The 25,010-nt window shown below is 68.3% G+C and carries 21 protein-coding genes and 1 other RNA gene; 14 read left to right on the top strand and 8 right to left on the bottom strand.

All coding sequences use genetic code 11. The features are described 5' to 3' along the window. Positions 1 to 57: 57 nt before the first annotated feature. The 3 genes from MCHUDSM44219_RS06655 to MCHUDSM44219_RS06645 are packed head-to-tail and all read right to left on the bottom strand — an operon-like array spanning position 58 to position 2,237. On the bottom strand, positions 58 to 447 hold the full coding sequence (locus MCHUDSM44219_RS06655) for a nitroreductase/quinone reductase family protein (protein ID WP_048417449.1): 390 nt from the start codon (positions 445 to 447) through the stop codon (positions 58 to 60). Positions 448 to 466: 19 nt separating this feature from the next. Then, on the bottom strand, positions 467 to 1,636 hold the full coding sequence (locus MCHUDSM44219_RS06650) for an acyl-CoA dehydrogenase family protein (protein WP_048417448.1): 1,170 nt from the start codon (positions 1,634 to 1,636) through the stop codon (positions 467 to 469). A gap of 37 nt (positions 1,637 to 1,673) precedes the next feature. Then, on the bottom strand, positions 1,674 to 2,237 hold the full coding sequence (locus MCHUDSM44219_RS06645) for a TetR/AcrR family transcriptional regulator (protein ID WP_048417447.1): 564 nt from the start codon (positions 2,235 to 2,237) through the stop codon (positions 1,674 to 1,676). A gap of 376 nt (positions 2,238 to 2,613) precedes the next feature. Between MCHUDSM44219_RS06645 and MCHUDSM44219_RS06640 the strand changes: the two genes are divergently transcribed. The 4 genes from MCHUDSM44219_RS06640 (at position 2,614) to MCHUDSM44219_RS06625 (ending at position 9,171) form a co-directional block, all read left to right on the top strand. Further along, positions 2,614 to 3,591, top strand: coding sequence for an esterase family protein (locus MCHUDSM44219_RS06640; protein WP_048417446.1), 978 nt, complete (start codon positions 2,614 to 2,616; stop codon positions 3,589 to 3,591). A gap of 88 nt (positions 3,592 to 3,679) precedes the next feature. Continuing rightward, positions 3,680 to 4,678: an MDR family oxidoreductase gene (locus MCHUDSM44219_RS06635; RefSeq protein ID WP_048417526.1), complete on the top strand. Its 999-nt coding sequence runs from the start codon at positions 3,680 to 3,682 to the stop codon at positions 4,676 to 4,678. A gap of 87 nt (positions 4,679 to 4,765) precedes the next feature. After that, positions 4,766 to 7,945 (top strand): ATP-binding protein, encoded by a 3,180-nt coding sequence (locus tag MCHUDSM44219_RS06630; protein WP_048417445.1) that lies wholly within the window; start codon positions 4,766 to 4,768, stop codon positions 7,943 to 7,945. Positions 7,946 to 7,947: 2 nt separating this feature from the next. Continuing rightward, positions 7,948 to 9,171 (top strand): glycosyltransferase, encoded by a 1,224-nt coding sequence (locus tag MCHUDSM44219_RS06625; protein WP_048417444.1) that lies wholly within the window; start codon positions 7,948 to 7,950, stop codon positions 9,169 to 9,171. A gap of 1 nt (position 9,172) precedes the next feature. Here MCHUDSM44219_RS06625 and MCHUDSM44219_RS06620 read toward each other — a convergent pair whose 3' ends face one another. The 3 genes from MCHUDSM44219_RS06620 to hisN form a co-directional block, all read right to left on the bottom strand. Continuing rightward, on the bottom strand, positions 9,173 to 10,384 hold the full coding sequence (locus MCHUDSM44219_RS06620; RefSeq protein ID WP_048417443.1) for an acyl-CoA dehydrogenase family protein: 1,212 nt from the start codon (positions 10,382 to 10,384) through the stop codon (positions 9,173 to 9,175). A 32-nt stretch (positions 10,385 to 10,416) separates the two neighbouring features. Then, on the bottom strand, positions 10,417 to 11,799 hold the full coding sequence (locus tag MCHUDSM44219_RS06615; protein WP_048417442.1) for an acyl-CoA dehydrogenase family protein: 1,383 nt from the start codon (positions 11,797 to 11,799) through the stop codon (positions 10,417 to 10,419). Positions 11,800 to 11,957: 158 nt separating this feature from the next. Next, positions 11,958 to 12,746 (bottom strand): histidinol-phosphatase, encoded by a 789-nt coding sequence (hisN, locus tag MCHUDSM44219_RS06610; RefSeq protein WP_048417441.1) that lies wholly within the window; start codon positions 12,744 to 12,746, stop codon positions 11,958 to 11,960. A 23-nt stretch (positions 12,747 to 12,769) separates the two neighbouring features. Here hisN and MCHUDSM44219_RS06605 point away from each other — a divergent pair, with 23 nt between their 5' ends. After that, a complete protein-coding gene (locus MCHUDSM44219_RS06605) occupies positions 12,770 to 13,105 on the top strand; it encodes a hypothetical protein (RefSeq protein ID WP_048417525.1) in 336 nt (111 codons plus the stop codon). Here the strand turns inward: MCHUDSM44219_RS06605 and MCHUDSM44219_RS06600 are convergent. Further along, a complete protein-coding gene (locus MCHUDSM44219_RS06600) occupies positions 13,085 to 14,470 on the bottom strand; it encodes an FAD-dependent oxidoreductase (RefSeq protein ID WP_048417440.1) in 1,386 nt (461 codons plus the stop codon). The two genes, MCHUDSM44219_RS06605 and MCHUDSM44219_RS06600, sit on opposite strands and share 21 nt — an antisense overlap. A 135-nt stretch (positions 14,471 to 14,605) precedes the next feature. On the opposite strand from MCHUDSM44219_RS06600, the gene prfB reads away from it, so the two are divergent. From prfB to ssrA, 9 genes are all read left to right on the top strand, one after another. After that, positions 14,606 to 15,724 carry a peptide chain release factor 2 gene (prfB, locus tag MCHUDSM44219_RS06595; protein WP_048417439.1) on the top strand — a complete coding sequence of 373 codons (1,119 nt, stop codon included), beginning with the start codon at positions 14,606 to 14,608 and terminating at the stop codon, positions 15,722 to 15,724. Positions 15,725 to 15,727: 3 nt separating this feature from the next. After that, positions 15,728 to 16,705 (top strand): mechanosensitive ion channel family protein, encoded by a 978-nt coding sequence (locus MCHUDSM44219_RS06590; protein WP_048417438.1) that lies wholly within the window; start codon positions 15,728 to 15,730, stop codon positions 16,703 to 16,705. Then, a complete protein-coding gene (locus MCHUDSM44219_RS06585) occupies positions 16,702 to 17,223 on the top strand; it encodes an Rv3103c family proline-rich protein (RefSeq protein WP_413783585.1) in 522 nt (173 codons plus the stop codon). Before MCHUDSM44219_RS06590 ends, MCHUDSM44219_RS06585 begins: the two co-directional genes overlap by 4 nt. Before the next feature lie 52 nt (positions 17,224 to 17,275). Then, entirely contained in the window at positions 17,276 to 17,965 is a 690-nt protein-coding gene (ftsE, locus tag MCHUDSM44219_RS06580) for a cell division ATP-binding protein FtsE (protein WP_048417437.1), read from the top strand. After that, positions 17,965 to 18,861: a permease-like cell division protein FtsX gene (gene ftsX, locus MCHUDSM44219_RS06575; RefSeq protein WP_048417436.1), complete on the top strand. Its 897-nt coding sequence runs from the start codon at positions 17,965 to 17,967 to the stop codon at positions 18,859 to 18,861. Before ftsE ends, ftsX begins: the two co-directional genes overlap by 1 nt. Before the next feature lie 2 nt (positions 18,862 to 18,863). After that, positions 18,864 to 19,361, top strand: coding sequence for an SsrA-binding protein SmpB (smpB, locus tag MCHUDSM44219_RS06570; protein WP_048417435.1), 498 nt, complete (start codon positions 18,864 to 18,866; stop codon positions 19,359 to 19,361). Then, the gene (locus tag MCHUDSM44219_RS06565; protein ID WP_082162081.1) at positions 19,358 to 20,203 is read left to right on the top strand and encodes a DMT family transporter; all 846 of its coding nucleotides are present in this window, start codon (positions 19,358 to 19,360) and stop codon (positions 20,201 to 20,203) included. Before smpB ends, MCHUDSM44219_RS06565 begins: the two co-directional genes overlap by 4 nt. 77 nt (positions 20,204 to 20,280) lie before the next feature. Next, positions 20,281 to 22,548, top strand: coding sequence for a putative bifunctional diguanylate cyclase/phosphodiesterase (locus MCHUDSM44219_RS06560; RefSeq protein WP_048417433.1), 2,268 nt, complete (start codon positions 20,281 to 20,283; stop codon positions 22,546 to 22,548). 102 nt (positions 22,549 to 22,650) lie between these two features. Next, positions 22,651 to 23,019, top strand: a transfer-messenger RNA (tmRNA) gene (gene ssrA / locus MCHUDSM44219_RS28780). A gap of 46 nt (positions 23,020 to 23,065) precedes the next feature. Here ssrA and MCHUDSM44219_RS06555 read toward each other — a convergent pair. After that, the gene (locus MCHUDSM44219_RS06555; protein WP_082162080.1) at positions 23,066 to 25,009 is read right to left on the bottom strand and encodes a YhgE/Pip domain-containing protein; all 1,944 of its coding nucleotides are present in this window, start codon (positions 25,007 to 25,009) and stop codon (positions 23,066 to 23,068) included. Between the last annotated feature and the right edge of the window lies 1 nt (position 25,010).

Genomic DNA, 25,010 nt, shown 5'->3' with positions numbered 1-25,010 from the left:
ACTGACATTACTTTTATGTCGGCGGACGGTCAATGGCCCCGGGCCCGCAGTGCAGGCTCAGTCGGTCAGGTCGACCCTGATCGTGAGCAGATGCGTTCCGAACGCGCGGACCCCGACATTGTTGAAGCGCGGGAGGGTCCGCATGCGGGCGTGCGGACCGTCGTCGGGCAGCAGGTGTGCCGTGCCGCGGTGCCACCGGCCGTTCAGCCGTACGCGTACGTGCGGATCCGCCGTGATGTTGCGGACGTACTGCGACCGGTCGCCGAACTCGGAGACGAACCAGAACTGATCGCCGATCCGCCTGCCGCCCACCGGGGTCCGTCGCGGTACGCCGGACGTGCGGCCCGTCGTCTCCAGAAGCGTCTGGAACGGCATGCGCCGCATCACCGGGTTGGCAAGGGTGCGCTGAAAGAACGTGGTGACGGTGTCGCGCAGCGTCTCTGCCATCGGAACCTCCCTGCCGGCCTCACACCATCGCGGTGCGAGGGATCGCGATGCCCAGGCTCAGCGCGCCGGCGAGCTCGCGGCTGGTGTCGTAATCGAACACCACGTGACCGGCGATGACGTCGACATCGCGCTTGATGCGCTGCAGCGGATGGTCCACGAAGTGGGCACTGGCGCCCGACGACGCCAGCAGGTCGCCGATCACCGCGCGCGATTCGGCAACGATGTGCGCCGCGGCCAGACGCGCCTGGCCGCGGACCGCACGGCTCACGGGATCCCCGGCGCTCACGATCTCCTCGATGTCGTCCACCGTCTCGGACAGCAGGGCGCGCAGGGCGCGCAGCCGCACCGACGCCTCTCCGAGGCGGATCGCTGCCATCGGCTTGTCCTTCTGCAGGACACCCTCGTAGGCGAGGTATCGCTGCGAGAGCCGGTCGGCGTAGATCTCGGCAGCGCGCTCTGCGCTGCCGAGCGCCGGCATGGCCGCGAGCAGCGCCAGCGCGGGCACCATGGGCCAGCGGTAGGTGTGCCCGTCGTGGACGGCCGCGCCGGGCGATGCGCCGGTGTAGATGTCCGACACGGCGACCAGTCGATGCGCCGGGACGAACACATCCTCGATCACCACGTCGTTGGAGCCGGTGGCGCGCATGCCGTCGGTGTGCCAGACATCCTCGATGCGCACGGCGTCGATGGGCAGCAGCGCGAGCATCGGTCGCAGGGAGCCCGCGCCGGACTCGCAGAGGGCTCCGACCATGATCCAGTTGCCGTGCATCACCCCGGTGGCCCAGGACCACCGGCCGGTGAGCCGCATCCCGCCGTCGCAGTCGACGCCCCGCCCGGTCGGGGCCAGCGGCGCCGGCGCGAGAAACGGACGCGTGAGGAACGCCTCCTGTTGGGCCTGCTCGCCGAAGAGCGCGAGCATCCAGTTGTGCAGGGCGTAGAACCCCAGCGTCCAGGCGCTCGAGGCGCAGCCGTGCGCCATGCGCCGGACGGGGTCGAGGATCGCGGGGAACGGCGCCTGCGCACCCCCGAACCGTGTCGGCACCAGGAGGTCGAAGAAGCGCGACGCGGTGGCCTCGGCCAGTGTCGCCGCGGGCAGTCGGCGAAGCCGTTCCGCCTCGCCGGCACGTTCGGACAGTCGCGCAACGAATTCAGGGCTGACAGGCGCTTCGGCAGCGACGGTCGAGGACATGGCGCGACGCTACCATACCTTTTGGTATGGAAGCGGGTCAGCGCGCCAGCATCACGTCGAGGAAGCGTTCCTGCTGGGCGGCCAGCCGGGCGCCGGCCGGCGCATCGGAGAGATGCAGGAAACCGATACCCGCCGCGAACGTCGCATGAGCCCGCATGTCCGCCTCGTCAGGGTCGAAGCCGGCGTCCTGGAAGGCCGTGCGCACCGCTGCCACCACCGTGTGGTCGGCGGCGCGCACACTGTCCGCCACGGCGGGGTCGGTGCGTGCCCACTCGCGCATGGCCCGTTCCAGGGCGCGCTGGCGCTCCGCACGCAGGGTGGCCATCATCGTGGCCAGTCGCTCCCGTGGCGGCAGACCCGACAGCTCGCCGAAGCCGCTGCGGTCGTGGTCGCGCAACTCGGCCCAGGCCCGGGCGAGGGCGGTGCGATACGCGGTCATGTCGGCGAAATGCCAGTAGAAGCTGCCCTTGGTGACGCCGAGGTGACCGCAGAGCCGGTCCAGCTTGAGCGCCTCGATGCCGGCCTCGGCGAGCAGGGTGAAACCGGCGTCGATCCAGTCGTCGACGGACAGTCTGCGAGACCCGGTCGCGCCCTTGGTCATCAGCGGAGCCTACTGATTTCGGCAACTGTGATGGCGGTCACTGCGGGAGAGGCGCCCACTCCGGTACTAATGCAGCATTCACCGTACGGGCCAGTGCTTTGCCGCACGCGGAGGCGGCGTTTGTCGCCGGCGTCAGAATCGCGAAGCGGCCGTATTTGGCGGTGTTTGCCGTGGCCGGGCTTTGTCCCGTGGGTGCCGCATGTTTTACTGCAACCGCTACAACTGAACCTTTTCTCGGCCCACCCCACCGTCGGACCGTCTTTTTCGGGGTGGCGTCACAGTGCGGTGAAGACATCGCTGTGGTGTCGGCGACCGCTCGGGAAACGCAGGACGAACCGCCTCGGGCGGTACACCGAAGATGGATGGAATTGACCGTATGAGACTTCTTGACAGGATTCGTGGGCCTTGGGCGCGCCGCCTCGGCATGGCCGCGTTCGCCGCGATTTTGCTGCCTGGCGTCATCGGCCTGACCGGCAACACGGCGACCGCCGGGGCCTTCTCCCGTCCCGGCCTGCCGGTCGAGTACCTGATGGTGCCGTCGCCGTCGATGGGCCGTGACATCAAGGTGCAGTTCCAGAGCGGCGGCCCGAACTCGCCGGCGCTCTACCTGCTCGACGGCCTGCGCGCCCAGGACGACTTCAACGGCTGGGACATCAACACCCAGGCGTTCGAGTGGTACCTGGACTCCGGCATCTCCGTCGTGATGCCCGTCGGCGGCCAGTCGAGCTTCTACTCCAACTGGTACAAGCCGGCCTGCGGCAAGGCGGGCTGCCTGACCTACAACTGGGAGACCTTCCTGACCCAGGAGCTCCCGAACTTCCTCGCCTCCGAGCGCCAGGTCAAGCCCACGGGCAGCGCCGCGGTCGGCCTGTCGATGGCCGGTAGCGCCTCGCTGGTGCTGGCCGCCCACCACCCGGCCCAGTTCCCGTATGCCGGTTCGATGTCGGGCTTCCTGAACCCCTCCGAGGGCTGGTGGCCGTTCCTCATCAACATCTCGATGGGTGACGCCGGCGGCTACAAGGCCAACGACATGTGGGGCCCGGCCGAGACCGATCCGGCCTGGAAGTACAACGACCCGATGGTGCAGATCCCCAACCTGGTCGCCAATGGCACCCGCATCTGGGTGTACTGCGGTAACGGTCAGCCCAACGAGCTGGGCGGTGGCGACCTGCCTGCCACGTTCCTCGAGGGTCTGACCATCAAGACCAACAGGACGTTCCAGGACAACTACATCGCCGCCGGTGGCAACAACGGGGTGTTCAACTTCCCGAACAACGGCACGCACAACTGGGCGTACTGGGGACGTGAGCTCCAGGCGATGAAGCCGGATCTCATCACCCACCTCGTCGGGTAACCACCCGGCACAGCATTCGACGAAGCCCCCGGCCCTGTTGCGGCCGGGGGCTTCTTCGTGTCCCGGTCGGCTGGTTACTGTGGCGATCATGACCGAGATCAACGCGATGGTGGCTCACGAGGACGGCGAGGGCGGCATCGTGCTGCGCCACGAAGTGGTGGACGAATCGTTCCTCCCCGAGGGCGACGTGGAGATCCGCGTCGAGTACTCCAGCGTCAACTACAAGGACGCCCTCGCCGTCACACCGAAGGGCGGGGTGGCCCGGTCGTACCCGTTGATCCCGGGCATCGACGTCGCCGGAACGGTGAGCTCGAGCGCGTCTGCGGACTTCTCGGTGGGGGATGCGGTCATCGCGCACGGGCAGGACATCGGCACCGGCCGGCACGGCGGTTACGCCCAGACCGCCCGATACCCCGCGGACTATCTGGTCAAGCTCACCTCGCTGAGCACCGCGGACGCCGCGGCCATCGGGACGGCCGGGTTCACCGCGGCCATGAGCGTCGCCGCGCTCCGCGATCACGGCGTCGAACCGGGTGACGGTCCCGTCCTGGTGACGGGCGCGACGGGGGGAGTGGGCAGTGTCAGCGTCGACCTGCTCGCCGGGCTGGGTTATGAGGTCGTGGCGTCCACCGGCAAGGCGGACTCGCGCGATCTGCTGCGTGATCTCGGCGCCGCCGAGGTGATCGACCGGGTGCCCGGTCCGGACGAGAAGGTGCGTCCGCTGGGCAAGGCGCACTGGGCAGCAGTCGTGGACTGCGTCGGCGGCACCACCCTTGCCTATGCGCTGAGCACCATGAAATACGGTGGCGTTGCTGCCATTTCGGGTCTGGCCGGATCTCCCGACCTGCCGGCGACGGTCATGCCGTTCATCCTGCGCGGCGTGACCCTGGCCGGGATCGACTCGGTGCTGCTGCCCATCGACCGGCGCCGCGAGGTCTGGGCGCAGCTCGAGTCTGATCTTGCGCCGCGCCATCTGGCCCGCATCACCCGCGATGTTCCGGTGCGCCGGGTCGACGACGTGCTGAAGACGATCATCGGCGGCGGGGTCACCGGCAGGACCCGGGTGGTCGTGCACGACGGGTTCTGACCCGGACGGCAATTTCCGTCGTTGCGACACGTCCGCCCGCTCGGCGCGCGATCATGATCGGTACCGGGGAGCGGGGAAGACGGGGGGATGAGCGGGCCGGAAGTCGAGACAGTCGCTTCATGCGGGTCGTGCGGCAACGACCTGCGGGCCCGTTCGCGGTTCTGCGACGTCTGTGGATCGCCGGTGCGCGTCGGCTCGGCGTCGGGTGAGCGCAAGCTCGTGACGGTGCTGTTCGCCGATGTGGTCGGGTCCATGCGGCTCGCCGCCGATCTCGACCCCGAACGGCTTCGCGAGATCATGAACGAGCTGTTCAATCGCTGCGCGGCCGTCGTGCAGCGCTATCAGGGCACCACCTGTGCCTTCACCGGCGACGGGCTGATGGCGTTGTTCGGCGCACCACTGGCGCTCGAGGACCATGCGCTGCGGGCCTGTATCGCCGCATTGGAGATCCAATCGGTGGCCGAGGCGCTCTCTGCGGAGATCGCGCGCCGCGACGGCGTCGCTCTGACGCTGCGGGTGGGGCTGAACTCCGGTTCCGTTGTGGTCGGTGAGATCGGCTCGGGACCGGGCCGGTACACCGCGACGGGCCATGCCGTCGGCATGGCTCAGCGCATGGAAGCGGCGGCAGCGCCCGGTGGGGTTCTCTGCTCGATGGCCACGGCGGATCTGGTGCAACGCGCCACCCGCATGGGTCCGGCGGTCAACGTGCGTGTCAAGGGGGCTGTGGACCCGGTGAGCGCCCGGGAGCTTCTCGGGGTCGAAGCCGGGCGAATGGTGATGGGCCGCAACGAGGCCGCCATGGTGGGCCGCGAAGCCGAGCTCCGCCGATTGGCCGCCGTGGTGGAGAACGGCGGTGAGGCGCATCTGGTCGCCGTGGCCGGCTCGCCCGGGGTCGGCAAGAGCCGTCTGATCGAGGAGTTCGCTCGGCGAGCGACGAACGCCGGCGCGGCAGTGGTCCTGACGGGCTGCGATGCGCATTCGATGCCCGTCGCATTCCTCGCGTTGTCCCGGGTGCTCCGGGCGATGTTCGGCGTCGACGATCTCGGCAGTGACGATGCGCGGGAGCGGGTGCTGGAGCAACTGCCCATGCGCTCCACTGATGCGCAGATCCTCTTCGAGGCCATGGGTCTGACCGATGGGACCTGGCCGGCGCTGCACGTCGGCGCCGACGGCCGGCGACACCGTCTGGCGGAGACGATGAGACGGTTCGTCCGGCGCCATGCCGGCCCGGTGGTCATCGTCATCGAAGACGTGCACTGGGTGGATGCCGCCAGTGAGGCGGTGCTCGCCGACTTCGTCGCCGGGCCGAACCCGACGTCGGCGATCCTCGTGGTCACTCACCGACCGGAGTACCGGGGCGTGCTGCGGCGGCAGGGGCAGCTCACCGTGACGCTGGAGCCACTCGACGGGTCCCTGACGGTCGACCTCGCGCTCAACCTGCTCGGCCGCGACGACGCGGTGCGGTTGCTCGCGACGCGCATCGCCGGTGCAGCCGGGGGCAATCCGTACTTCGTCGAGGAGATCGTGCGCGATCTGGCCGGCCGAGGGGTGCTGGCGGGCGGCCGGGGCGACTACCGGCTCGTCGGCGATGTCGGCGATGTCGGCGACATCGGTGTGCCGGTGACCGTGCAGGCCGTGCTCGCCGCGCGCATCGACCGTCTGGAGCCCGCCGCCAAAGAGGTGCTCAATGCGGCAGCGGTGATCGGCACCCGCTTCGACAGAGACACCCTCGAAGTGCTGGCATCCGGCGGGCTCGCGGCGCAGCTCGCCGAGCTGGTCGCCACGGAACTGATCGATCAGACCGAATTCACCCCGAGGCAGCGGTACTGCTTCCGGCATCCGCTTGTTCGCACAGTGGCCTATGAATCCCAGATGAGCACCCATCGCGCGCGGGCACATCGTCAGCTCGCCAGCGCCATCGAAGCTCGCGGCGCCCAGGATGAGAGCGCCGCCATGATCGCGACGCATCTCGAAGCCGCAGGTGAACTGAAGGCTGCGTGCCGCTGGCATCTGCGCGCCGCCGAGTGGCTGCGGATGCGCGACATGTCCGCGGCGCGTCAGCAGTGGGAAAGTGCTGTGCGACTTGCTGATCAGCTTCCCGCCGGCAGCGACGAGACCGTCGCCCTGCGCATCGCACCGCGCGCGATGCTGGTGTCGACCGAACTGTTCGTCGGTGCGGACCCGGCCAACGAGCGGCGATTCCGGGAACTGCGGGAGCTCACCACCCGGGCTGGTGACCTGCACGCACTGGCGCTGGCGCTGGCCGGTCGCATCGTGACATTCATCGTCAACAGCAACCGCGTCCCCGAGGCGATTCCGCTGGCGGCCGAGCTGGCGGATCTACTCGACCATCTCGGTCCGGCTCCGCCTGAGGAACTCGAGATCCTCTACTCGGCAATTGCTTTCGGACACTGGGTGAACTGCGAATTCGACGCTGCCCTGGAAGTGATCGGACGCAGTGTTTCCCTCGAGCTCGAGCGGCCGTCCATCGATCGCGCGGTCGCCTACGCGATCACCGGTCTGTGCGAAGTGTGTATCGGCGATCGCGCGGGTGGGGTCGCCCACATCCGACTGGCGACCGAGTTGGCACGCGACCTGCCGCCGGTGAGCTACTCGACCGTCTCTCTGTATTGGGCCATCCTCGCGATGATGGGTCTCTATGTCGCCGACGAACTGGTCGAGGAGATGAGAGAGGGCTTGGTGCGGGCGGAATCTTTCGGTGACCGGTTCGGCGTCATCGCCGCCCAGTGGACCTACGCAACGATGCTGCTGCAAACCGAGAGTCCCTGCCGAGAAGAGGCTTTCGACCTCCTCCGCAAAGCCGAAGCCGGTATCACGGCCCACCACCTGCAGTCCTTCGCGCTGGCGATCACGGGGACGCAGCTGGCCAGGGAGGCTGCTCGCAACGGGGACCGGGACGAAGCCATCGAGCTGATGCGCCGTCTGACGACCCTGCACACCCACGATGCGCCGCTGGTTCACCTGGGGTGTCCCTCCGAAACCCTCTGCGAACTGTTGCTCGACCGTCGGCGTCCCGAAGATCTGCTCGAGGTGGAGAGCGTGCTCGAGCTCTGGCATGCGCGTACCCCGGGTATGCCACCGATGGACCTGTGGACCATCCGGATCAATGCGCTGTTGGCGTCGGCCCGGGGTGACCAGCACCGCTGCCGGCAGCTGATGGGGGAGTACGCGACGGCCTGCGAGACAACGGGTTACCGGCATCATTGGGGCGGCCCACACCCGGCCCTGACGCGGAGCGAGGGCTGACGATGGCCACCATCCTTGCCTACACCTCACCCGCACTGGGGCACCTGCTGCCTCTGAGCGCGCTGCTGGCCGAGCTCATGGCACGCGGCCACCAGATCCACATTCGCACCCTGGCGGACGGTGTTGAAACTGCTGTCGCGCAGGGATTTTCAGCGGCTTCCATCGATCCCCGCATCGAGGCCATCGAGATGGACGACTGGAGGGCGGCCAACCCCGTATCAGCACTGCGGCTGTCGGTGTCGGCCTTCCGCCGCCGCGCGCCTTACGAGGTCGGCGATCTTCGCGCCGCGATCGCCGAGGTCGCGCCCGACGGCTTGCTGGTCGACGTCAACTGCTGGGGAGCGCAGACAGCCGCCGATGCCGCGGACTTACCGTGGGCAAGCTTCTCGCCCTACACGCCGGCGCTCGACGTCGAGGGCGTTCCCCCGTTCGGACTGGGGCTTCGCCCCGTGCGGGGCATCGTCGGCCGGTGGCGCGACGCCGTGGTCCGCGCTGCGGTCAACCGGCCTCTGCAACGGCCGGCGGTGGCAGCTATCAACGCGATTCGCGCGCCGTTGGGCGTCCGGCCCGTCGCATCACTCGACGACTTCCTCCGTCGCCCGCCACTGCTGTTCCTCGCGACCGGTACACCGTTCCAGTACACGGCTGACTGGGGATCGAACGTGCACATGATCGGCCCCTGCGTTCCCGAACCGGTGGCGGGCGAACCACCGGAGTGGCTCTCGTCCATCGACCGGCCCATCGTCCTGGTGACGACCTCGTCGGAGCGGCAGAACGACGCGGACCTCGTGAGCGCCGCCGCTGCCGCGCTGACCGACGACCCGGTCCACGTGGTGGCCACGCTGCCCGCCGGAGTCACCGAAGGTCTGGTCGACCGCCCCCGCGTGACCGTCCGCCGGTTCGTCGACCACGATCAGGTCTTGGCCCGGGCGGTCTGCGCCGTCACCCACGGGGGGATGGGCGGGACCCAGCGCGCGCTGGCCCGGGGCGTCCCGGTCTGTGTGGTGCCCTACGGACGCGACCAGTTCGAGGTCGCTCGGCGGGCAGAGGTCGCCGGCTGCGGAACGCGGCTTCCGGCCCGGCGGTTGTCCGTACCCCGGCTGCGCCGCAAGATTCACGAGGCGATGACGATGGGGCCCGGCGCCGCCAGGGTCGCCCAGGGGTTCCGCGCCACCGGAGGCGTTGCCCGCGGCGCGGACCTCTTCGAGGAGTTGATGGAGCGCTGAGCTACTTCAATTCGGCCGAGGACAGGCCGAGAAGGCGGCGGGCGACCACCAGCTGCTGGATCTGCTGGGTGCCTTCGAAGATGTCGAGGATCTTCGAGTCCCGGGCCCACTTCTCGAGCAGGGTCTGCTCGGAATAGCCAGTGGTACCGGCCATCTCGACCGCCTTGAGGGTGATGTCGGTACCGACCCGGGCGGCCTTGGCCTTGCCCATCGACGCCTCTTTGGAGTTCGGGATCTTGTTGTCGGCCTGCCAGGCCGAACGCACCGTCAACAGATAGCCGGCCTCCCAGTCGGCCTCCATCCGCAGGAACTCCGCGGCGGCTGCGCTCTGCGCATGCGCAGGCTTGTCGTAGGAGATCTCGATGCCGGCCTCGGTGAGGATCTTGCGCAGTTCCTCCAGCGCGGCGCGGGCGACCCCGACGGCCATCGCGGCCACGATCGGCCGGGTGTTGTCGAAGGTCTCCATCACCCCCGCGAACCCCTTGTCCACCTGGATCTCGGGGCTTCCGAGCAGGTTCTCCTTGGGGATGCGGGCGTTGTCGAAGCGGATCGCGGCGGTGTCGGAGGCCTTGATGCCGAGCTTGTTCTCCAGCCGCTCCACCGTGACGCCGGGATGATCGCGCGGCACGATGAACGACTTGATCGCCGCGCGGCCCTTGGTCTTGTCCAGCGTCGCCCACACGACGATGTGGGTGGCGCGGGACCCGGCGGTCACGTAGATCTTCTCGCCGTTGATGACGTACTCGTCGCCGTCGAGCACGGCGGTGGTCGACACCGCCGCGGAATCCGAGCCGAAGCCGGGCTCGGTGATGGCCATCGCGGCCCACACCTTGCCGAGTCGCTCGAGCTGCTCGGGCGAGGCCACGCTCGAGATCGCGGCGTTGCCGAGACCCTGGTAGGGCACCGAGAGCAGCAGTGCGACGTCACCCCAGCTCACCTCGAGGGCGTTGAGGAGCGCAGACATGTTGGCGCCGTTGATGTTTCCCTTGGGTCCGTTCTCGTCGCGCTGGAAGGCCTCGGCGCCTGCGAACGAGATCGTGTTCGCCTCCGAGATGCCCTCGAAGAGGGTGGCCAGCGTGTCGAGCTCGACCGGGTAGTCGTGCTCGCGCAGGTCGTACTTGCGCGAGATCGGCCGCAGCATCTCGGCCGCACCCTGGTGGCCTTTCTCGATGACCGCCTGCAGCTTCTTCGGCATTTCCAGATTGATCGCCATGATCGTCCCGCTTTCCTAGAGAGGCTGCTTGTCTACAGAACGACGACACCCTCGGCGACGCCGAGAGCCCGCAGGTCGCGGTACCAGCGTTCGACCGGGTGTTCCTTGGTGTAGCCGTGGCCGCCGAGCAGTTGCACGCCGTCGAGGCCGATCTGCATGCCCTTGTCGGTGCCCAGCTTCTTGGCCAGCGCGGCCTCGCGTGCGAACGACAGTCCCTGCTCGGCGCGCGCGGCGCCGCGCCACGTGATCAGCCGCAGACCGTCGAGCTCGATCGCGATGTTGGCGCACATGAACGCCACCGACTGCCGGTGTGCGATCGGCTCGCCGAACGCCTCGCGCTCCTTGACGTAGGGAACGACGTAGTCGAGGACCGCGTGCGAGGTGCCGACCGCCAGGGCGGCCCAGCCCAGCCGGGACAGCGCGATCGCCTCGGAGTAGTTGCAGTCGTGTTCGGCCTCGGCGACATCCCCGCCCAGCCGCGCGCCGAGCGGCACGGTGACCTTGTCGAGTTCCACGCGGCCCAGGGCGGCCGCGCGGATACCCATGCTCGGATCGGTGGTGACCGTGAGCCCGGCCGCGGACGACTCGACCACGAACAGCGTCGGCTTCCCGTTGAGCTGCGCGGCGATGATGAACACCTCGGCGTCGGCCGCCGCGGGCACCAGCGACTTGACCCCGTCCAGCCGGTATCCGCTCGGCGTGCGCACCGCGGTGGTCTTCAGTGCCGTCGGGTCGAACAGCGGGTGCGGCTCGGCGATGGCGACACACGCCTGCGGCACGTTCTCGCCGGCGAACTCCGGCAGGTACGTCGCCTGCTGATCAGCACTGCCCCAGTGGGTCAGAGCCGACGCGACGCCGCCGGGCGCGAGGATCGGCAGAGCCAGACCCATGTCGCCGTAGGCCAGGGCCTCCGCGACGAGCGCGTTGGTGACCGTGCCCCGGTGTTCGGCGATGCCGTCGAAGTCCTCCGGGATGTTGATCGCCGTGACGCCCAGTTCGGCGGCCTTGGTGATCAGGTCAGGGGGATACGTCGCCGCGGCGTCGGCGTCGTGGGCAGCCGGCCGCAGGATCTCCTCGGCGAACTCCTCGACGGTCTGCACGATCATCTTCTGATCGTCGTCGGGCGTCAGATCGAAGTAGTCGGAGCCGCTGGCCTTCAGGCGGGTCGCCGGCTTGCCGAGGGCCTGGACACGCTTGAACTGACGCGTCGAGGCGCCCGCGGCGGAGAAGACCTGCTTCACGCCGTACTTCAGCCCCCGGTTGAGCGGGTCCCGCAGGTTGTACTTGTCCAGGAACTCCTGCCCCAGGAGGGGCGTGAGCAGCGCGATTCCGATGTCGGTCGCGGACCGCTTGTGCTTGTGCAGACCGACCGCACTCTCGTGGCCGGATCGCTTGGACGGCAGGGTGTTCGTCATTGGTCAGCTGCCCTCAGGTGGTGTCGGAGAAACGCAGATGCGCAACTGACTCCAGAGTAAGGTATCGGAACTGACTATTGAGTAAGGTCCGCCGATCTGTTGCGCACCTCACATCATCGCCGACCGGTCGCCGGGGCGTGCGGCAAAGTCCGGAAGCGTCACCGAAGTGCGGCGAGCACCGTGTCGTGGAGCAGACCGTTGGTGGCCACCGCGCTGCCGCCGTGCGGGCCGGGCTGCGCGGCGAGATCGGTGAAGCGGCCGCCGGCCTCGCGCACCAGGATGTCGAGCGGTGCCAGGTCCCACAGCTTGACCTCCGGCTCCACGGCGACGTCGACGGCGCCCTCGGCGACCAGGCAGTAGGACCAGAAATCGCCGTACCCGCGCACCCGCCACACCGTGTCCGTGAGCTCGAGGAACGTGGGGCGCGCCGCGTCCCACCCGGTGGTCAGGTCGGAGTACGACAGACTGGCCGAACCGAGGTCGGCGACGGCCGAGACCGAGATCCGGCGGGTCGTGCCGGCAAACGAACTGAACGCGCCCTGACCCCTGCCGGCCCACCACCGCCGCGCCAGGGCGGGCGCGCTGACGACGCCGACCGTGGGGACGCCGTCGACGAGCAGGGCGATCAGCGTCGCCCACACCGGCACGCCGCGGACGAAGTTCTTGGTGCCGTCGATCGGATCGACCACCCACTGACGGCCGGTGAATTCCTTTGTCCCCCCGAACTCTTCGCCGAACACCGAATCCGCGGGGCGATGCTCGGCGAGCCGGTCCCGCAGCAGCGTCTCGGCATCGAGGTCGGCGTCGGTGGCGGGGGTCATGTCGGGTTTGGTCTCCACGCGCAGGTCCACGGCGCCGAAGCGCTGCATCGTCAGCGCATCGGCCTCCTCGGCCAGCGTGAGGGCCAGGGCGAGGTCGTCGGCGACATCGGGGAAATCGGTGCTCATAGGTGCCGTCCTACCATGGCGGTGTGGCCGAACTCGCGATCATGCTGCTCATCATCGGTGCCATCGTGCTAGTCGTGGCGCCCCGAATCATGCGCAAGCGTGGTGCGGGCAGCGATTGGGTGCCCGGAACGCTCCTCGTCACCGGCGTCAGCCCCCGCCCGAGCGACATGACCGGCGAGCAGTACGTCACCATCACCGGCGTTATCAACGGGCCGACGGTCAACGAGTACACCGTCTACACACGCATGGTCGTCGATGTGAACGCCTGGCCCACGATGGGTCAGCTCATCGACGTGGTGTACTCGCCGGGCAATCCCGAGAAGTGGGCGTTCGCTCCCTCACCCGTGCCCGATCCGTAGCAGCTCCTCCAGACTGGTCAGCTTCACCCGCGGGCGCCCGGAGCCCTCGCCCGCCGTGCGCTCGTGCGCGTCGATGAGTTTCCAGTGGTCGTTGGTGACGAGCTTGGGCTGCCGTTCGAGCAGCCACCGCTCCACCTGTTCGGCGTGGTCGGGACCGATGTCGGTGGGTTCGGCCGCGCGCAGATCGGCGAGCACGGTGTTGACGGTCTCCTGGGAATCGCTCTTGTTGCTGCCGATCACGCCGGTCGGCCCACGCTTGATCCAGCCCACGACGTAGGCGTTGCGGCTGCCCTCGACCTTCCCGTCCGTGTGGGGGATGGTGCCGGACCGCTCGTCGAACGGCAGACCGGGCATCGGCAGTCCGCGGTATCCGACCGCGCGGACCACGAGCTGCGCGGGCACCTCCTCGCGCTCACCGGTGTCGCGGGCCGAGACCCGGCCGTCGGCACCGCGCACGAGAACGTTGCGGCCCAACACGATCGACTCCACCTTGCCGTCGCCCTTGATCTCGATCGGCGACGTGCGGAACCGGAACACGATGCGCCGCTTGGCCCCGCGCGGTTCCAATTCCACGTAGCCGCGCAGCACCTTGATGTTGTTGCGCACGGTCTTGCCCGCGGCCTCGAGGTCCTCGTCGGTGATGTCGGCGAAGTCGGCCGGGTCGATGATCACGTCGACGTCACCGAGGGCCTCGAGGTCGCCGAGCTCACGAAGCTCGAGCGTGGTGAACGGCGCCTGCAGCGGGCCGCGCCTGCCGATGATCAACACCTCCTCAACGCCGCGATCGCGTAGCGACTCCAGCGCGTGGTCGGCGATGTCGGTCGCTGCGAGCACGTCCGGATCGCTGACCAGGATGCGCGCGACGTCGATCGCCACGTTGCCGTTGCCAATGACAACAGCGCGACGGCACGTCAAGTCGGGCGCGAGATCGGCAAAATCAGGATGGGCGTTGTACCAGCCGACGAAGTCGACGGCGGCCACACTGCCCGGGAGGTCTTCCCCGGGGATGCCCAGCGGCCGGTCCGACTGCGTGCCGTGGGCATAGATCACGGCGTCGTAGCGCTGGGCGAGCTCTTCGGCCTGCACGTGCTCGCCGACGACGACGTTGCCGAAGAACCGGAACCGCGGATCGGCGGCGGTCTTGTCGAACTGCGCCGAGATCGACTTGATCTTCGGATGGTCCGGTGCGACGCCCGACCGCACCAGACCCCACGGGGTGGGCAGCATCTCGAGCATGTCGACACGGACGTCGCGCTGCGCGGGGTCGTCGCCGGATCCGGCGGCCTTCAACAGCGAGGCCGCAGCGAAGAACCCGGACGGTCCCGAGCCGACGATCGCGACGTGATACGGACGCAAAGGGGGCATGTGGGCTGCCTTCTGTCGCTGCCCGGCCACGCGCAGGGGGCTGTCGCGACGCGGCCGGACGAGGGTTGCCTCCCGATGCTAGAACGCGCTCGGCGTGGACCGGGGGGAACGCGCGGACCGGTAACCTGATCTCCCGTGGATCCTGACCGTCAAGCCGACATCGCTGCCCTCGACTCCGCGCTCACCACGGTGGAGCGTGTGCTCGACGTCGAGGGGCTTCGCGGTCGCATCGCCAATCTCGAACAGGAGGCGTCGGACCCGAAGCTGTGGGACGACCAGACGCGGGCGCAGAAGGTGACCAGCGACCTGTCGCACGCCCAGAACGAACTGCGCCGGGTCGAGGAGTTACGCCAGCGCGTCGAGGATCTGCCGGTGCTCTACGAGCTGGCCAGCGAGGAAGCCGGCGCGGACGGGGACACCGCAAGCGCCGAGGCCGACGCCGAGCTGCGGCAGCTGCGCGAGGACATCGAGGCCTTGGAGGTCCGCACCCTGCTCTCGGGGGAGTACGACGAGCGGGAGGCGCTGGTCAACATCCGGTCAGGCGCCGGCGGGGTGGACGCCGCGGACTGGGCCGAGATGCTGATGCGGATGTACATCCGGTGGGCCGAGCAGCACAAGTACCCGGTCGAGGTCTACGACACCTCCTACGCCGAAGAGGCAGGCATCAAGAGCGCGACGTTCGCCGTGCACGCGCCGTTCGCCTACGGCACCCTGTCGGTCGAGCAGGGCACCCACCGCCTGGTGCGCATCAGCCCGTTCGACAACCAGGGCCGCCGCCAGACGTCGTTCGCCGAAGTCGAGGTGTTGCCGGTCACCGAGACCACAGACCACATCGACATCCCGGAAGGCGACGTGCGGGTCGACGTGTACCGCTCCAGCGGACCCGGCGGCCAGTCCGTGAACACCACCGACTCTGCTGTTCGACTGACCCACATCCCGACCGGTATCGTCGTGACTTGCCAGAACGAGAAGTCGCAGTTGCAGAACAAGGTGTCGGCGATGCGCGTGCTTCAGGCGAAATTGTTGGAACGCAAGCGCTTAGAGGAGCGGGCCGAAATGGACGCTCTCAAGAGCGACAGCGGCAGCTCCTGGGGCAATCAGATGCGGTCCTACGTGCTGCACCCCTATCAGATGGTGAAAGATCTTCGCACCGAGTACGAGGTCGGGAATCCAGCCGCGGTGCTGGACGGGGACATCGACGGCTTCCTCGAGGCCGGGATCCGGTGGCGTAACAGAAAAGATGACAGCGACTAGCCCTTGACCAACACGCTTCTAGCATTCGACCTCGCGTCCCGGTGGCACGGCTTCTGGCGCGGTGACATCGGCGTGTGGATCCTCGACCGCGGGGTGCGCATCGCGCTGCTGCTGATTGGTGCCCTGCTGGCGGCGAGATTCATCAACTGGACCGCGCAGCGCATCACCCGGCGCATCGACGCCGAGTACCAGGAAAGCGATCAGCTGGTCCGCTCCGAGAGCGCCAAACACCGCCAGGCGGTGGCGTCGGTGATCTCCTACGTCTCCGTGGGCCTGCTGTTGGTGATGGTGCTGGTGCAGATCACCGACATCCTCGCGATCCCGATCAGCTCCCTGGTGGCGCCCGCTGCCGTGATCGGCGCCGCGCTCGGCTTCGGCGCCCAGCGGCTGGTGCAGGACCTGCTGTCGGGATTCTTCATCATCACCGAGAAGCAGTACGGCTTCGGTGACCTGGTCGCGCTGACCGTCGCCGGCATCGCACTGCCCGCCGAGGGCACCGTCGAGGACGTGACGCTGCGCGTAACCAAGCTGCGTTCGGCCGAAGGGGAGATGTACACCATCCCCAACGGCCAGATCGTCAAGACCGTCAACCTGTCCAAGGACTGGGCCAGGGCGGTCATCGACATCCCGGTACCGGTGGCAGCCGACCTCAACGCGGTGAACGAGGTGCTGCACGGCGTGGCCGACAAGGCCAAAGACGATGCCCAACTCAAGGATCTGCTGCTCGACGCGCCGCAGCTGATGGGCGTGGAGAGCATCGAACTGGACACGGTGAACCTGCGGATGGTCGCGCGCACACTGCCGGGCAAGCAGTTCGAGGTCGGGCGTCGGCTGCGCGTGCTGGTGGTACGCGCACTGCGCCGGGCCGGCATCGTCGCCCCCGGTGAGATGGCGGCGCCCGTCGTCGCGGCGATCCCGCACCCCGCCCGATCCGACGACGCGGCCAAGGATGCGCCGACGGAACCGGAGTCGCAGCGATGAAGTGGACCGACTGGATCTGGGCGCCGAAGCGCCCGGGCAGCACCCGGGGCTGGCCCAATTACATCTTCGGTGGCCGCATGCGGACCTCGACGGCGGCGCTGCTTCTCGCGTTCGTCGCGCTGTTCTGGGTGAACCAGACCTTCCAGCCCGCCTCGTCGGAGAAACCCGCCGACCAGACGCAGGTGGTGCCGCCGGGCTTCGTTCCCGACCCGAACTACACGTGGGTGCCGCGGACCAATGTGCAGACTCGCGCGCCGGAGACCACCACCCCCACCACGACGACAACGACGACCACGACCACCCCGGCTCCGACGACCACGTCGTCACCCTCGGACACCACGTCGCCCACCAGCACCGACAGCACCGAACCGGGCGCCCCGGGCACGACCGTGATCGACCCGGACGGCCCGGGACCGCTGGACCCGCAGACGTTCACCCTGGCACCGCCGACGCTGGCGCCCACCACGGTCGCCCCGCCCGGCGCGCCGCCGGCGACGACCGCGACGCCTCCCCGGTGATTCGGCGGCGCCGCGGTACCTGCCTGCCTCCCCGCTACACTGGCGTGCCGTGATGATCACCCTCGACCATGTCTCCAAGCAGTACAAGTCGTCGGCGCGGCCGGCGCTCGACAACGTCTCGGTCAAGATCGACAAGGGTGAGTTCGTCTTCCTGATCGGCCCGTCCGGGTCGGGCAAGTCCACGTTCATGCGCCTGCTGCTGGCCGAGGAGCACCCGTCCTCCGGCGACATCCGGGTCTCCAAGTTCCATGTGAACAAGCTGTCCGGCCGGCACATCCCGGGTCTGCGTCAGGTCATGGGCTGCGTCTTCCAGGATTTCCGGCTGCTGCAGCAGAAGACGGTCTTCGAGAACGTCGCCTTCGCGCTCGAGGTGATCGGCAAGCGGGCCGACACCATCAACCGGGTGGTGCCCGACGTGCTCGAGATGGTCGGGCTGTCCGGCAAGGCCAACCGCCTGCCCGCCGAGCTGTCCGGCGGCGAGCAGCAGCGGGTCGCGATCGCGCGGGCGTTCGTCAACCGGCCGCTGGTGCTGCTGGCCGACGAACCGACGGGCAACCTCGACCCGGAGACCAGCAAGGACATCATGGATCTGCTCGAGCGGATCAACCGCACCGGCACCACGGTGCTGATGGCCACCCACGACCACCACATCGTCGACTCCATGCGTCAGCGGGTCGTCGAACTCGAACTCGGCCGGCTGGTTCGCGACGAACAGCGCGGCGTCTACGGAATGGATCGCTAGTGCGCTTCGGCTTCCTCGTCAACGAAGTCCTCACCGGGCTTCGCCGCAACGTCACCATGACGGTCGCGATGGTCCTCACCACCGCGATTTCGATCGGGCTGTTCGGTGGCGGCCTGCTGGTGGTGCGGCTTGCCGACCAGTCCCGCGCGATCTATCTCGACCGGGTGGAGAGCCAGGTCTTCCTCACCAACGACGTGTCGGCGAACGATCCGACCTGCGACGCGGACCCGTGCAAAGCGCTGCGCAAGACGATCGAGGACCGCCAGGACGTCCGGTCCGTGCGCTTCCTCAACCGCGACGAGGCCTACGACGACGCCATCCGCAAGTTCCCGCAGTACAAGGACGTCGCAGGCAAGGACGCGTTCCCGGCGTCGTTCGTCGTCAAGCTCGACGATCCCGAGCAGCACAAGGACTTCGACGACGCGATGATCGGCCAACCCGGCGTCCTGAACGTCCTCAACCAGAAGGACCTGATCGACCGGCTGTTCGCGGTGCTCAACGGCATCAGCAACGCGGCGTTCGCGGTGGCGCTGGTGCAGGCCATCGGGGCGGTCCTGTTGATCGCGAACATGGTCCAAGTCGCCGCCTACACCCGGCGTACCGAGATCGGCATCATGCGGCTGGTGGGCGCCACCCGCTGGTACACCCAGCTGCCGTTCCTGCTCGAGGCGATGCTCGCGGCGTTCGTCGGGGTGCTGATCGCCATCGCGGGGCTGATCGCGGTGCGGGCATTGTTCCTGGAGAGCGCGCTCGACCAGTTCTATCAGGCGAACCTCATCGCCAGAGTGGACTATGCCGACGTGCTCTACTACAGCGCGCCGTGGATGCTGTTCCTCGGCCTGGCGATGTCGGGCATCACCGCCTACGTCACCCTGCGCCTCTACGTGCGGCGGTAGCCGTGGCGAAGAAGGTGAAAGGCGTCAAGGACAGCAACAACCAGGTGGTGGCCACCAACCGCAAGGCGCGCCACAACTTCGCGATCCTCGAGACCTTCGAGGCGGGCGTCGCGCTGATGGGCACCGAGGTGAAGAGCCTGCGCGAGGGGCAGGCGTCGCTGGCCGATGCATTCGCCACCGTCGACGACGGCGAGATCTGGCTGCGCAACCTGCACATCCCGGAGTATCACCACGGCAGCTGGACCAACCACGCCCCGCGGCGCAACCGCAAACTGCTGCTGCACCGTCGCGAGATCGACACGCTGGTCGGCAAGACCCGCGACGGCAACCTGACGCTGGTGCCCCTGTCCCTGTACTTCACCGGCGGCAAGGTGAAGGTCGAGCTGGCGCTCGCCCGCGGTAAGCAGGCCCATGACAAGCGCCAGGACCTGGCCCGCCGCGACGCCGAGCGGGAGGTCACCCGAGAGCTGGGACGACGCGTCAAGGGCATGACCTCCTGACCGGCGTCCTCAGCGCGCTGATCGCGGCGCTGGGATACGGCGTCAGCGACTTCGTCGGCGGCTACGCCTCGCGCCGTGTCGCCGCGCTGCGGGTGGTGCTGCTGTCCTATCCGCTGGCGCTGGTCCTGCTCACGGTCATCGCGGTGCCGTTCGGCGGTCAGCTCAGCGCGTCCGCTGTGCTGTGGGGGCTGCTGGCGGGCGTGGGTCAGGCGTTCGGCGTGTGGTGGTTCTACGCCGCACTCGGATCGGGTCCCATCTCGGTGGTGTCGCCGCTGACGTCGGTGCTGGTCGCCGGCGTCCCTGTCGGTGTCGGCATGGCGTTGGGCGAGCGGCCCAGCGCGCTCGCGCTGTGCGGGGTGCTGCTGGCGCTGGTCGCGGTGGTCATGGTCAGCCGGCAAGCAGGCGACGAGGACGTCCGGCCGCACCGCTTCACCGTCAAGGTCGCCTGGCTGACGGTCGGATCCGGTATCGCGTTCGGTCTGAACTTCGTCATCCTCGACCAAGTCCCCGTCCAGGCCGGACTGTGGCCCCTGGTGTTCGGCCGGCTGGCGGCGACCGCGATCGTCGCGCTCGCCGCGGTGCTGACCGCGAACTTCGTGGTCGAGCGGGGCGTGCCGTTGCGGCTGGCGCTGCTCGCCGGGGTGCTCGACACCGTGGCCAACACGGCCACCCTGCTCGCCCTGCAGTCTTCGCTGCTGTCGCTGACCGGTGTGCTCGTCGCGCTGTATCCGGCGGCCACCGTGCTGCTCGCGGTGGTCGTCCTGCGCGAGCGGGTGAGCCGGGGGCAGATCGCCGGGATGATCTTTGCGTTCACTTCCGTCGCGATGATCGCCGCCGGTTAGTTACCGTCGTCACGGGCAACTCGACGGCCGGAGACGTTCGTCGGCGAGTGTAAGGGGATGGCGGCACGGGCTTCCGGTTGCGCGTCGCGTTGGTCGTCACAGCCACGCTGCTGCTGACGGTCAATTCGTTCGCGCCCTGGGGTGAGCAGACTGCCCAGCGGATCGCCGTCGTCGCGCAGTGCGGTGCCGGGATCGGCGCCGTCGCCTACGGGTTGTTCGAGTCGCGCCGCGTCCACGGTGTCGCGCGATGGTGGCGCCTGCTCGCCGTCGGCGCCGTGGGCGCCGTGCTGGCCGGCCAACTCGTATGGTGGCTCAGCGGCCCGGACGGGGCTCCGGTCTGGGTTCCGGTGTACTGGTTGTTCCCTGTGTTCGGGTTGGCCGCCATCGTCGCTCTCGCGTGGGCGGGCGGTGAGCCGATCGTTCGGCAAGACGGCTCGCGAACGCATGCGTCGGCCCTGATCGTGCTCGATGCGTTGGTGGCGGCGACCTCGTGCGCCATCCTGGTGATCTTCGGGTCCGGCGCGGAGACGACGTCGTCGTTCCCGCGCTCGGAGTCCCCCGCGATGCACACGGCATATGGCTTCGCGGAACTCGTGCTCGTGGTGGTCGCCGCGGTGAGCGGCATGGTGTACCGCGCCGAGCGGCCGTACCGGGCCACCTACCTACAGTTGGGCAGCGGGCTCGTCCTCATCGCGGCGGCCGACCGCATCACCGCGTACTTCGACACGGTCGGTCAACCGCGCGGCGTGCTCTGGGGCGGGGCCGGCATCGCGCTCGGCGCACTCTTCGTGGGATTGTCGCTGCGCGACCGCGATGCAGCACCGGCGGCCTCCCGGCGGTCGCGACTGATCGACTGGGCGCAGTTGATCCTGCCCTACTCGGGGTTCCTCGGCATCACGCTATTGCTGGCCTTTCACGTACTCAACGACCACGCGCTCGATCTCGTGGTGGTCACCGTCATCGTGTCGATGGTCGTCTTCGTGGCGGCCCGGCAGGTGGTCGCCATGGCTGAGCAGAGGCTGCTGACAGGCCGGCTCCTCGACGCGCAGCGCCGGTTGGCCCATCAGGTGCTGCACGACTCCCTGACGGGTCTGCCCAACCGGCTGCTGTTCGCCCAGCGGCTCGAGGAGGCGATGCACGACGGTCATTTCGTACTGATCTTCGTCGACCTCGACGATTTCAAGGACGTCAACGACCGGTTCGGCCATGCCGCCGGTGACGACCTGCTGTGCGCTGTGGGGGAGCGGCTCCGGCGGTGCGTCACCGACGCCGACACTCTCGCCCGGATCGGTGGTGACGAGTTCGCGATCCTGATCGACGGAGAGAGGGCGGACCCTGAGGTGGTCGCCGACCGGCTGCGGGTGGCGCTGCGGGATCCGTTCCTGCTGCACGGATCGTCATTGCGGGTGCGGGCGAGCATGGGACTGGTTCGCGCGGATGCCGGGCCGAGCGCGCTCACGTCGGACGATCTGCTGCGCCAGGCCGACATCTCGATGTACGCCGGCAAGCGGCTGGGCAAGAACACCGCGGTGGTGTACCAGCCCGCGGCGGGGGTGCGGGCCGATTTCCCCACCGCGCTGCGCAGCGCCGCCGGCGGGGTGCCTGCGGGCTTCAGCCTGAGCTTCCAGCCCGTGGTGCGGCTGCCCGACGAGACGCTGGTCGCGGTCGAGGCGCTCGCGCGCTGGACGGCGCCGAACGGAATTCAGATCCCGCCCGAGACCTTCGTCGCGGCCGCCGAAGCCGCGGGTCTGGGGGCGATGCTGGACGGGATGGTGCTGCGACTGGCCTGCCAGGAGGTCGCGGCTACCGGTCTGGACGTTGGCATCCACGTGAACATCGGTGCCACCCGGCTGGGCAACCCCGGTTTCGAGGACGACGTCCGTCGCACCCTGTCGACCTACAGGATCGACGCGGACCGGCTCGTCCTGGAGATCACCGAGACGCTGCCGATCGTCGACCTGGCCGATGCCGCAGCGCAGATCGGGCGGCTCAACGACACGGGGGTCCGGGTCGCGCTGGATGACTTCGGCGCGGGCTACAACTCGCTGACCTACCTCCATGCGCTGCCGGTCGACATCGTCAAGCTCGATCGCAGCCTCGCGGCCGGGTCGGATGCCGCCCGCGATCTCGCCCTCTACCGGTCGGTGGTCGGGTTGTGTGCCGACCTCGGCCTGGACGTGATCGCCGAGGGCATCGAGACGCCCGAGCAGGCCGGCACCATCGTGGCGGCCGGCTGCCGACTCGCGCAGGGACACCTGTTCGGACGTCCCGCGCCGATCGCCGACATCGTCGCCGAATACGGCGACCTGACGTCCAGTGTGCGTCCAGGGCGGCGCGAGGCGTGAATGCTCGCCCAGGGCGCACACTCGATGGACTAAATATGTGCTCGCGTGTGTTTAACCGACCGGTAGTATGAATCTTCCTGCTGATGGTCGGCAGGGGTGCGAGGGGCTGAACGGTTTCGACTTCGCGCATCGAATCAAGGGAAGCGTGCCGGTGCAGGCAAGAGACCACCGTAAGCGTCGTTGCAACCAATTAAGCGCCGATTCCAATCAGCGCGACTTCGCTCTCGCTGCCTAAGCGACAGCTGGTCCGTCAGACCGGGAACGCCCTCGACCCGGACCCTGGCGTCATCTAGAGGGACCCACCCACGGGTTCGGTCGCGGAACCCGTGGGGACATCAAACAGCGACTGGGATCGTCATCCTGACTTGTTCGCGTGATCAGGAGATCCGAGTAGAGACATAGCGGACTGCGCACGGAGAAGCCTCGAGGGAATGCCGTAGGACCCGGGTTCGATTCCCGGCAGCTCCACCGATGAAGAACTGGCCAGGCCGAAAGGCCTGGCCAGTTCCGTGTTCGGCTACATCTTGACGGTCGGCACCAGCCGGGTGAGGTTCCACAGCTGGTTGCGCCGCGCCGCCAGCGCGGTCAGCAGTATCGACCCCAACCACAGGGCGCCCAGGAAGATCAGGGCCTGCCACAGTCGACCGTCGATACCGCCGAGGATCAACTGGCGCAGCCCGTTGACGCCGTACGCCATCGGGTCGAGTCGGTGCAGCGCCTGGAACGGCTTGGTCGTGGTCTCGACGGGGTAGAGCCCACCGGCGCTGACCAGTTGCACCATCAGCAGCGTCATCAGGAGCACCTTGCCCAACACCGGGCCCAGCCAGGCGCTGATCGCCTGGGCCACCGCGATGAAGGCGCACGACGCCAGGATCATGAAGCCCAGCATCGCCACGGGATGCTCCGCGTGCACGTGCAGAGCGAAACGCACAACGCTGTACAGGATCACCGCCTGGGGGATCCCGATCAGGACCGCGGGAAGATAACCGGCCAGCGTCACGCGGAGCGGACTGATCTCTGCGGCGATGGCACGGTTCTGCAGCGGGCGGAACGCCATCCACAACAGCATGGCGCCGAAGAACAGCGCGAGCGTGAGGAAGAACGGCGCCATGCCCGTGCCGAAGTTCGGCGCCGAATTCTCATGGGAACTCGTCAGCTGAACCGGGCCACCGATCGTCCCCGCGATCGCGTCCTTCTGCTGCGGGCTCCAGTCGGGAACCTTCTGCGCACCCTCGTCCAGTTTGGTCGCCAACTCACGTGAACCCGAACTCAATTGCTCCGTGCCGGATTTCAGCTGCCGGGCGCCATCGTCGAGCTTGGCGATGCCGGCGTTGAGTTCGGCATTGCCGGACGCCACCTGCTGGGCGCCGTCACGCAACTCGGTGAGCTTGTCGGTCAGTTCCCTGCCCTTGGCCGAGATATCGGTCAGCGTGGAACCGACGGGACCGCCTGAGTTCGCAGCCGCGCGGGCCTTGTCGAGCTTGGCCTGGATGTCCGCGGTCCGCTGGTGGGCCAGCAGCTGGTCGCGGGTCTCTCGCAGTTTGCCGGTGGCCATCATCGACACCGGGTCCTGATTGGCGGAGAGGTTGTCGATGATCGAGCTCAACGACTGGGCGGCGGTGTCTTGTGCCCCGGTGATGGTCTCGAGTTCGGTGGACGCCTCCGACAGCGCCGACGAGCTGTCCTGGACCTGGCCGTTGACCTGATCACTCTGAGTGCCGATCTGGGCCAGCAGGTTCGTGATCTTCAGCAGGGGGTCGGTGGCGGTGTCGATGCCGTCGGACAGCTTGCGGGAGCCGGCCGCCAGTTCCGCGGATCCGTTGTGGGCGGCATCCAGGCCGGCCACCAATTGCCCTGCGCCCGAGTCGAGTTGGGCCGCACCGTCAGAGAGTTGATTCGCCCCGTCGGCGGCCTGTTTGATGCCCGCCCCCGATGTGGTGATCACCGACAGCACCTGGTTGACCGCCTGGCCGGAGATCCTGGTCGACACGGCGTTGAGCACCTGCTCTATCGCGGTGCGGCCGATGCTCGAGGAAATGTAGTTGTTGGCGTCGTTGTATTCGGCGATCAGCTGTGCCCTGCGGGGATTGCCGGTGGTGGGCGACGCGATGGCCTCGCTGAAGTCCGGCGGCAGTTCCAGCATGAAGTAGTACTTGCCGTGGGCGACCCCGTCGCGCGCCTGGGCGTCATCGACCAGATGCCAGTCGAGGCTCGCATCATCGGTGAGACTGTCGGCGATCTGGGCGCCGACGTTCATCGGCTCACCGGACACCTCGGTGCCCCGGTCCGAATTGACCAGTGCCACCGGCAATTTGTTCACATGCCCGAACGGATCCCAGTACGCCCACAGGTAGAGCGCGCCGTAGGACAGCGGCATCAGCATCAAGACGACGATGGCGATCCGCGTCATTCGATTTCGGGCGAAGCGTTTGATCTCCGACCCCAGGGCAAGTCCGCCCATC

The sequence above is a fragment of the Mycolicibacterium chubuense genome, assembly GCF_001044255.1.
Taxonomy (GTDB): Bacteria; Actinomycetota; Actinomycetes; order Mycobacteriales; family Mycobacteriaceae; genus Mycobacterium; species Mycobacterium chubuense.
This window is presented reverse-complemented; position numbering and strand designations above follow the sequence as displayed.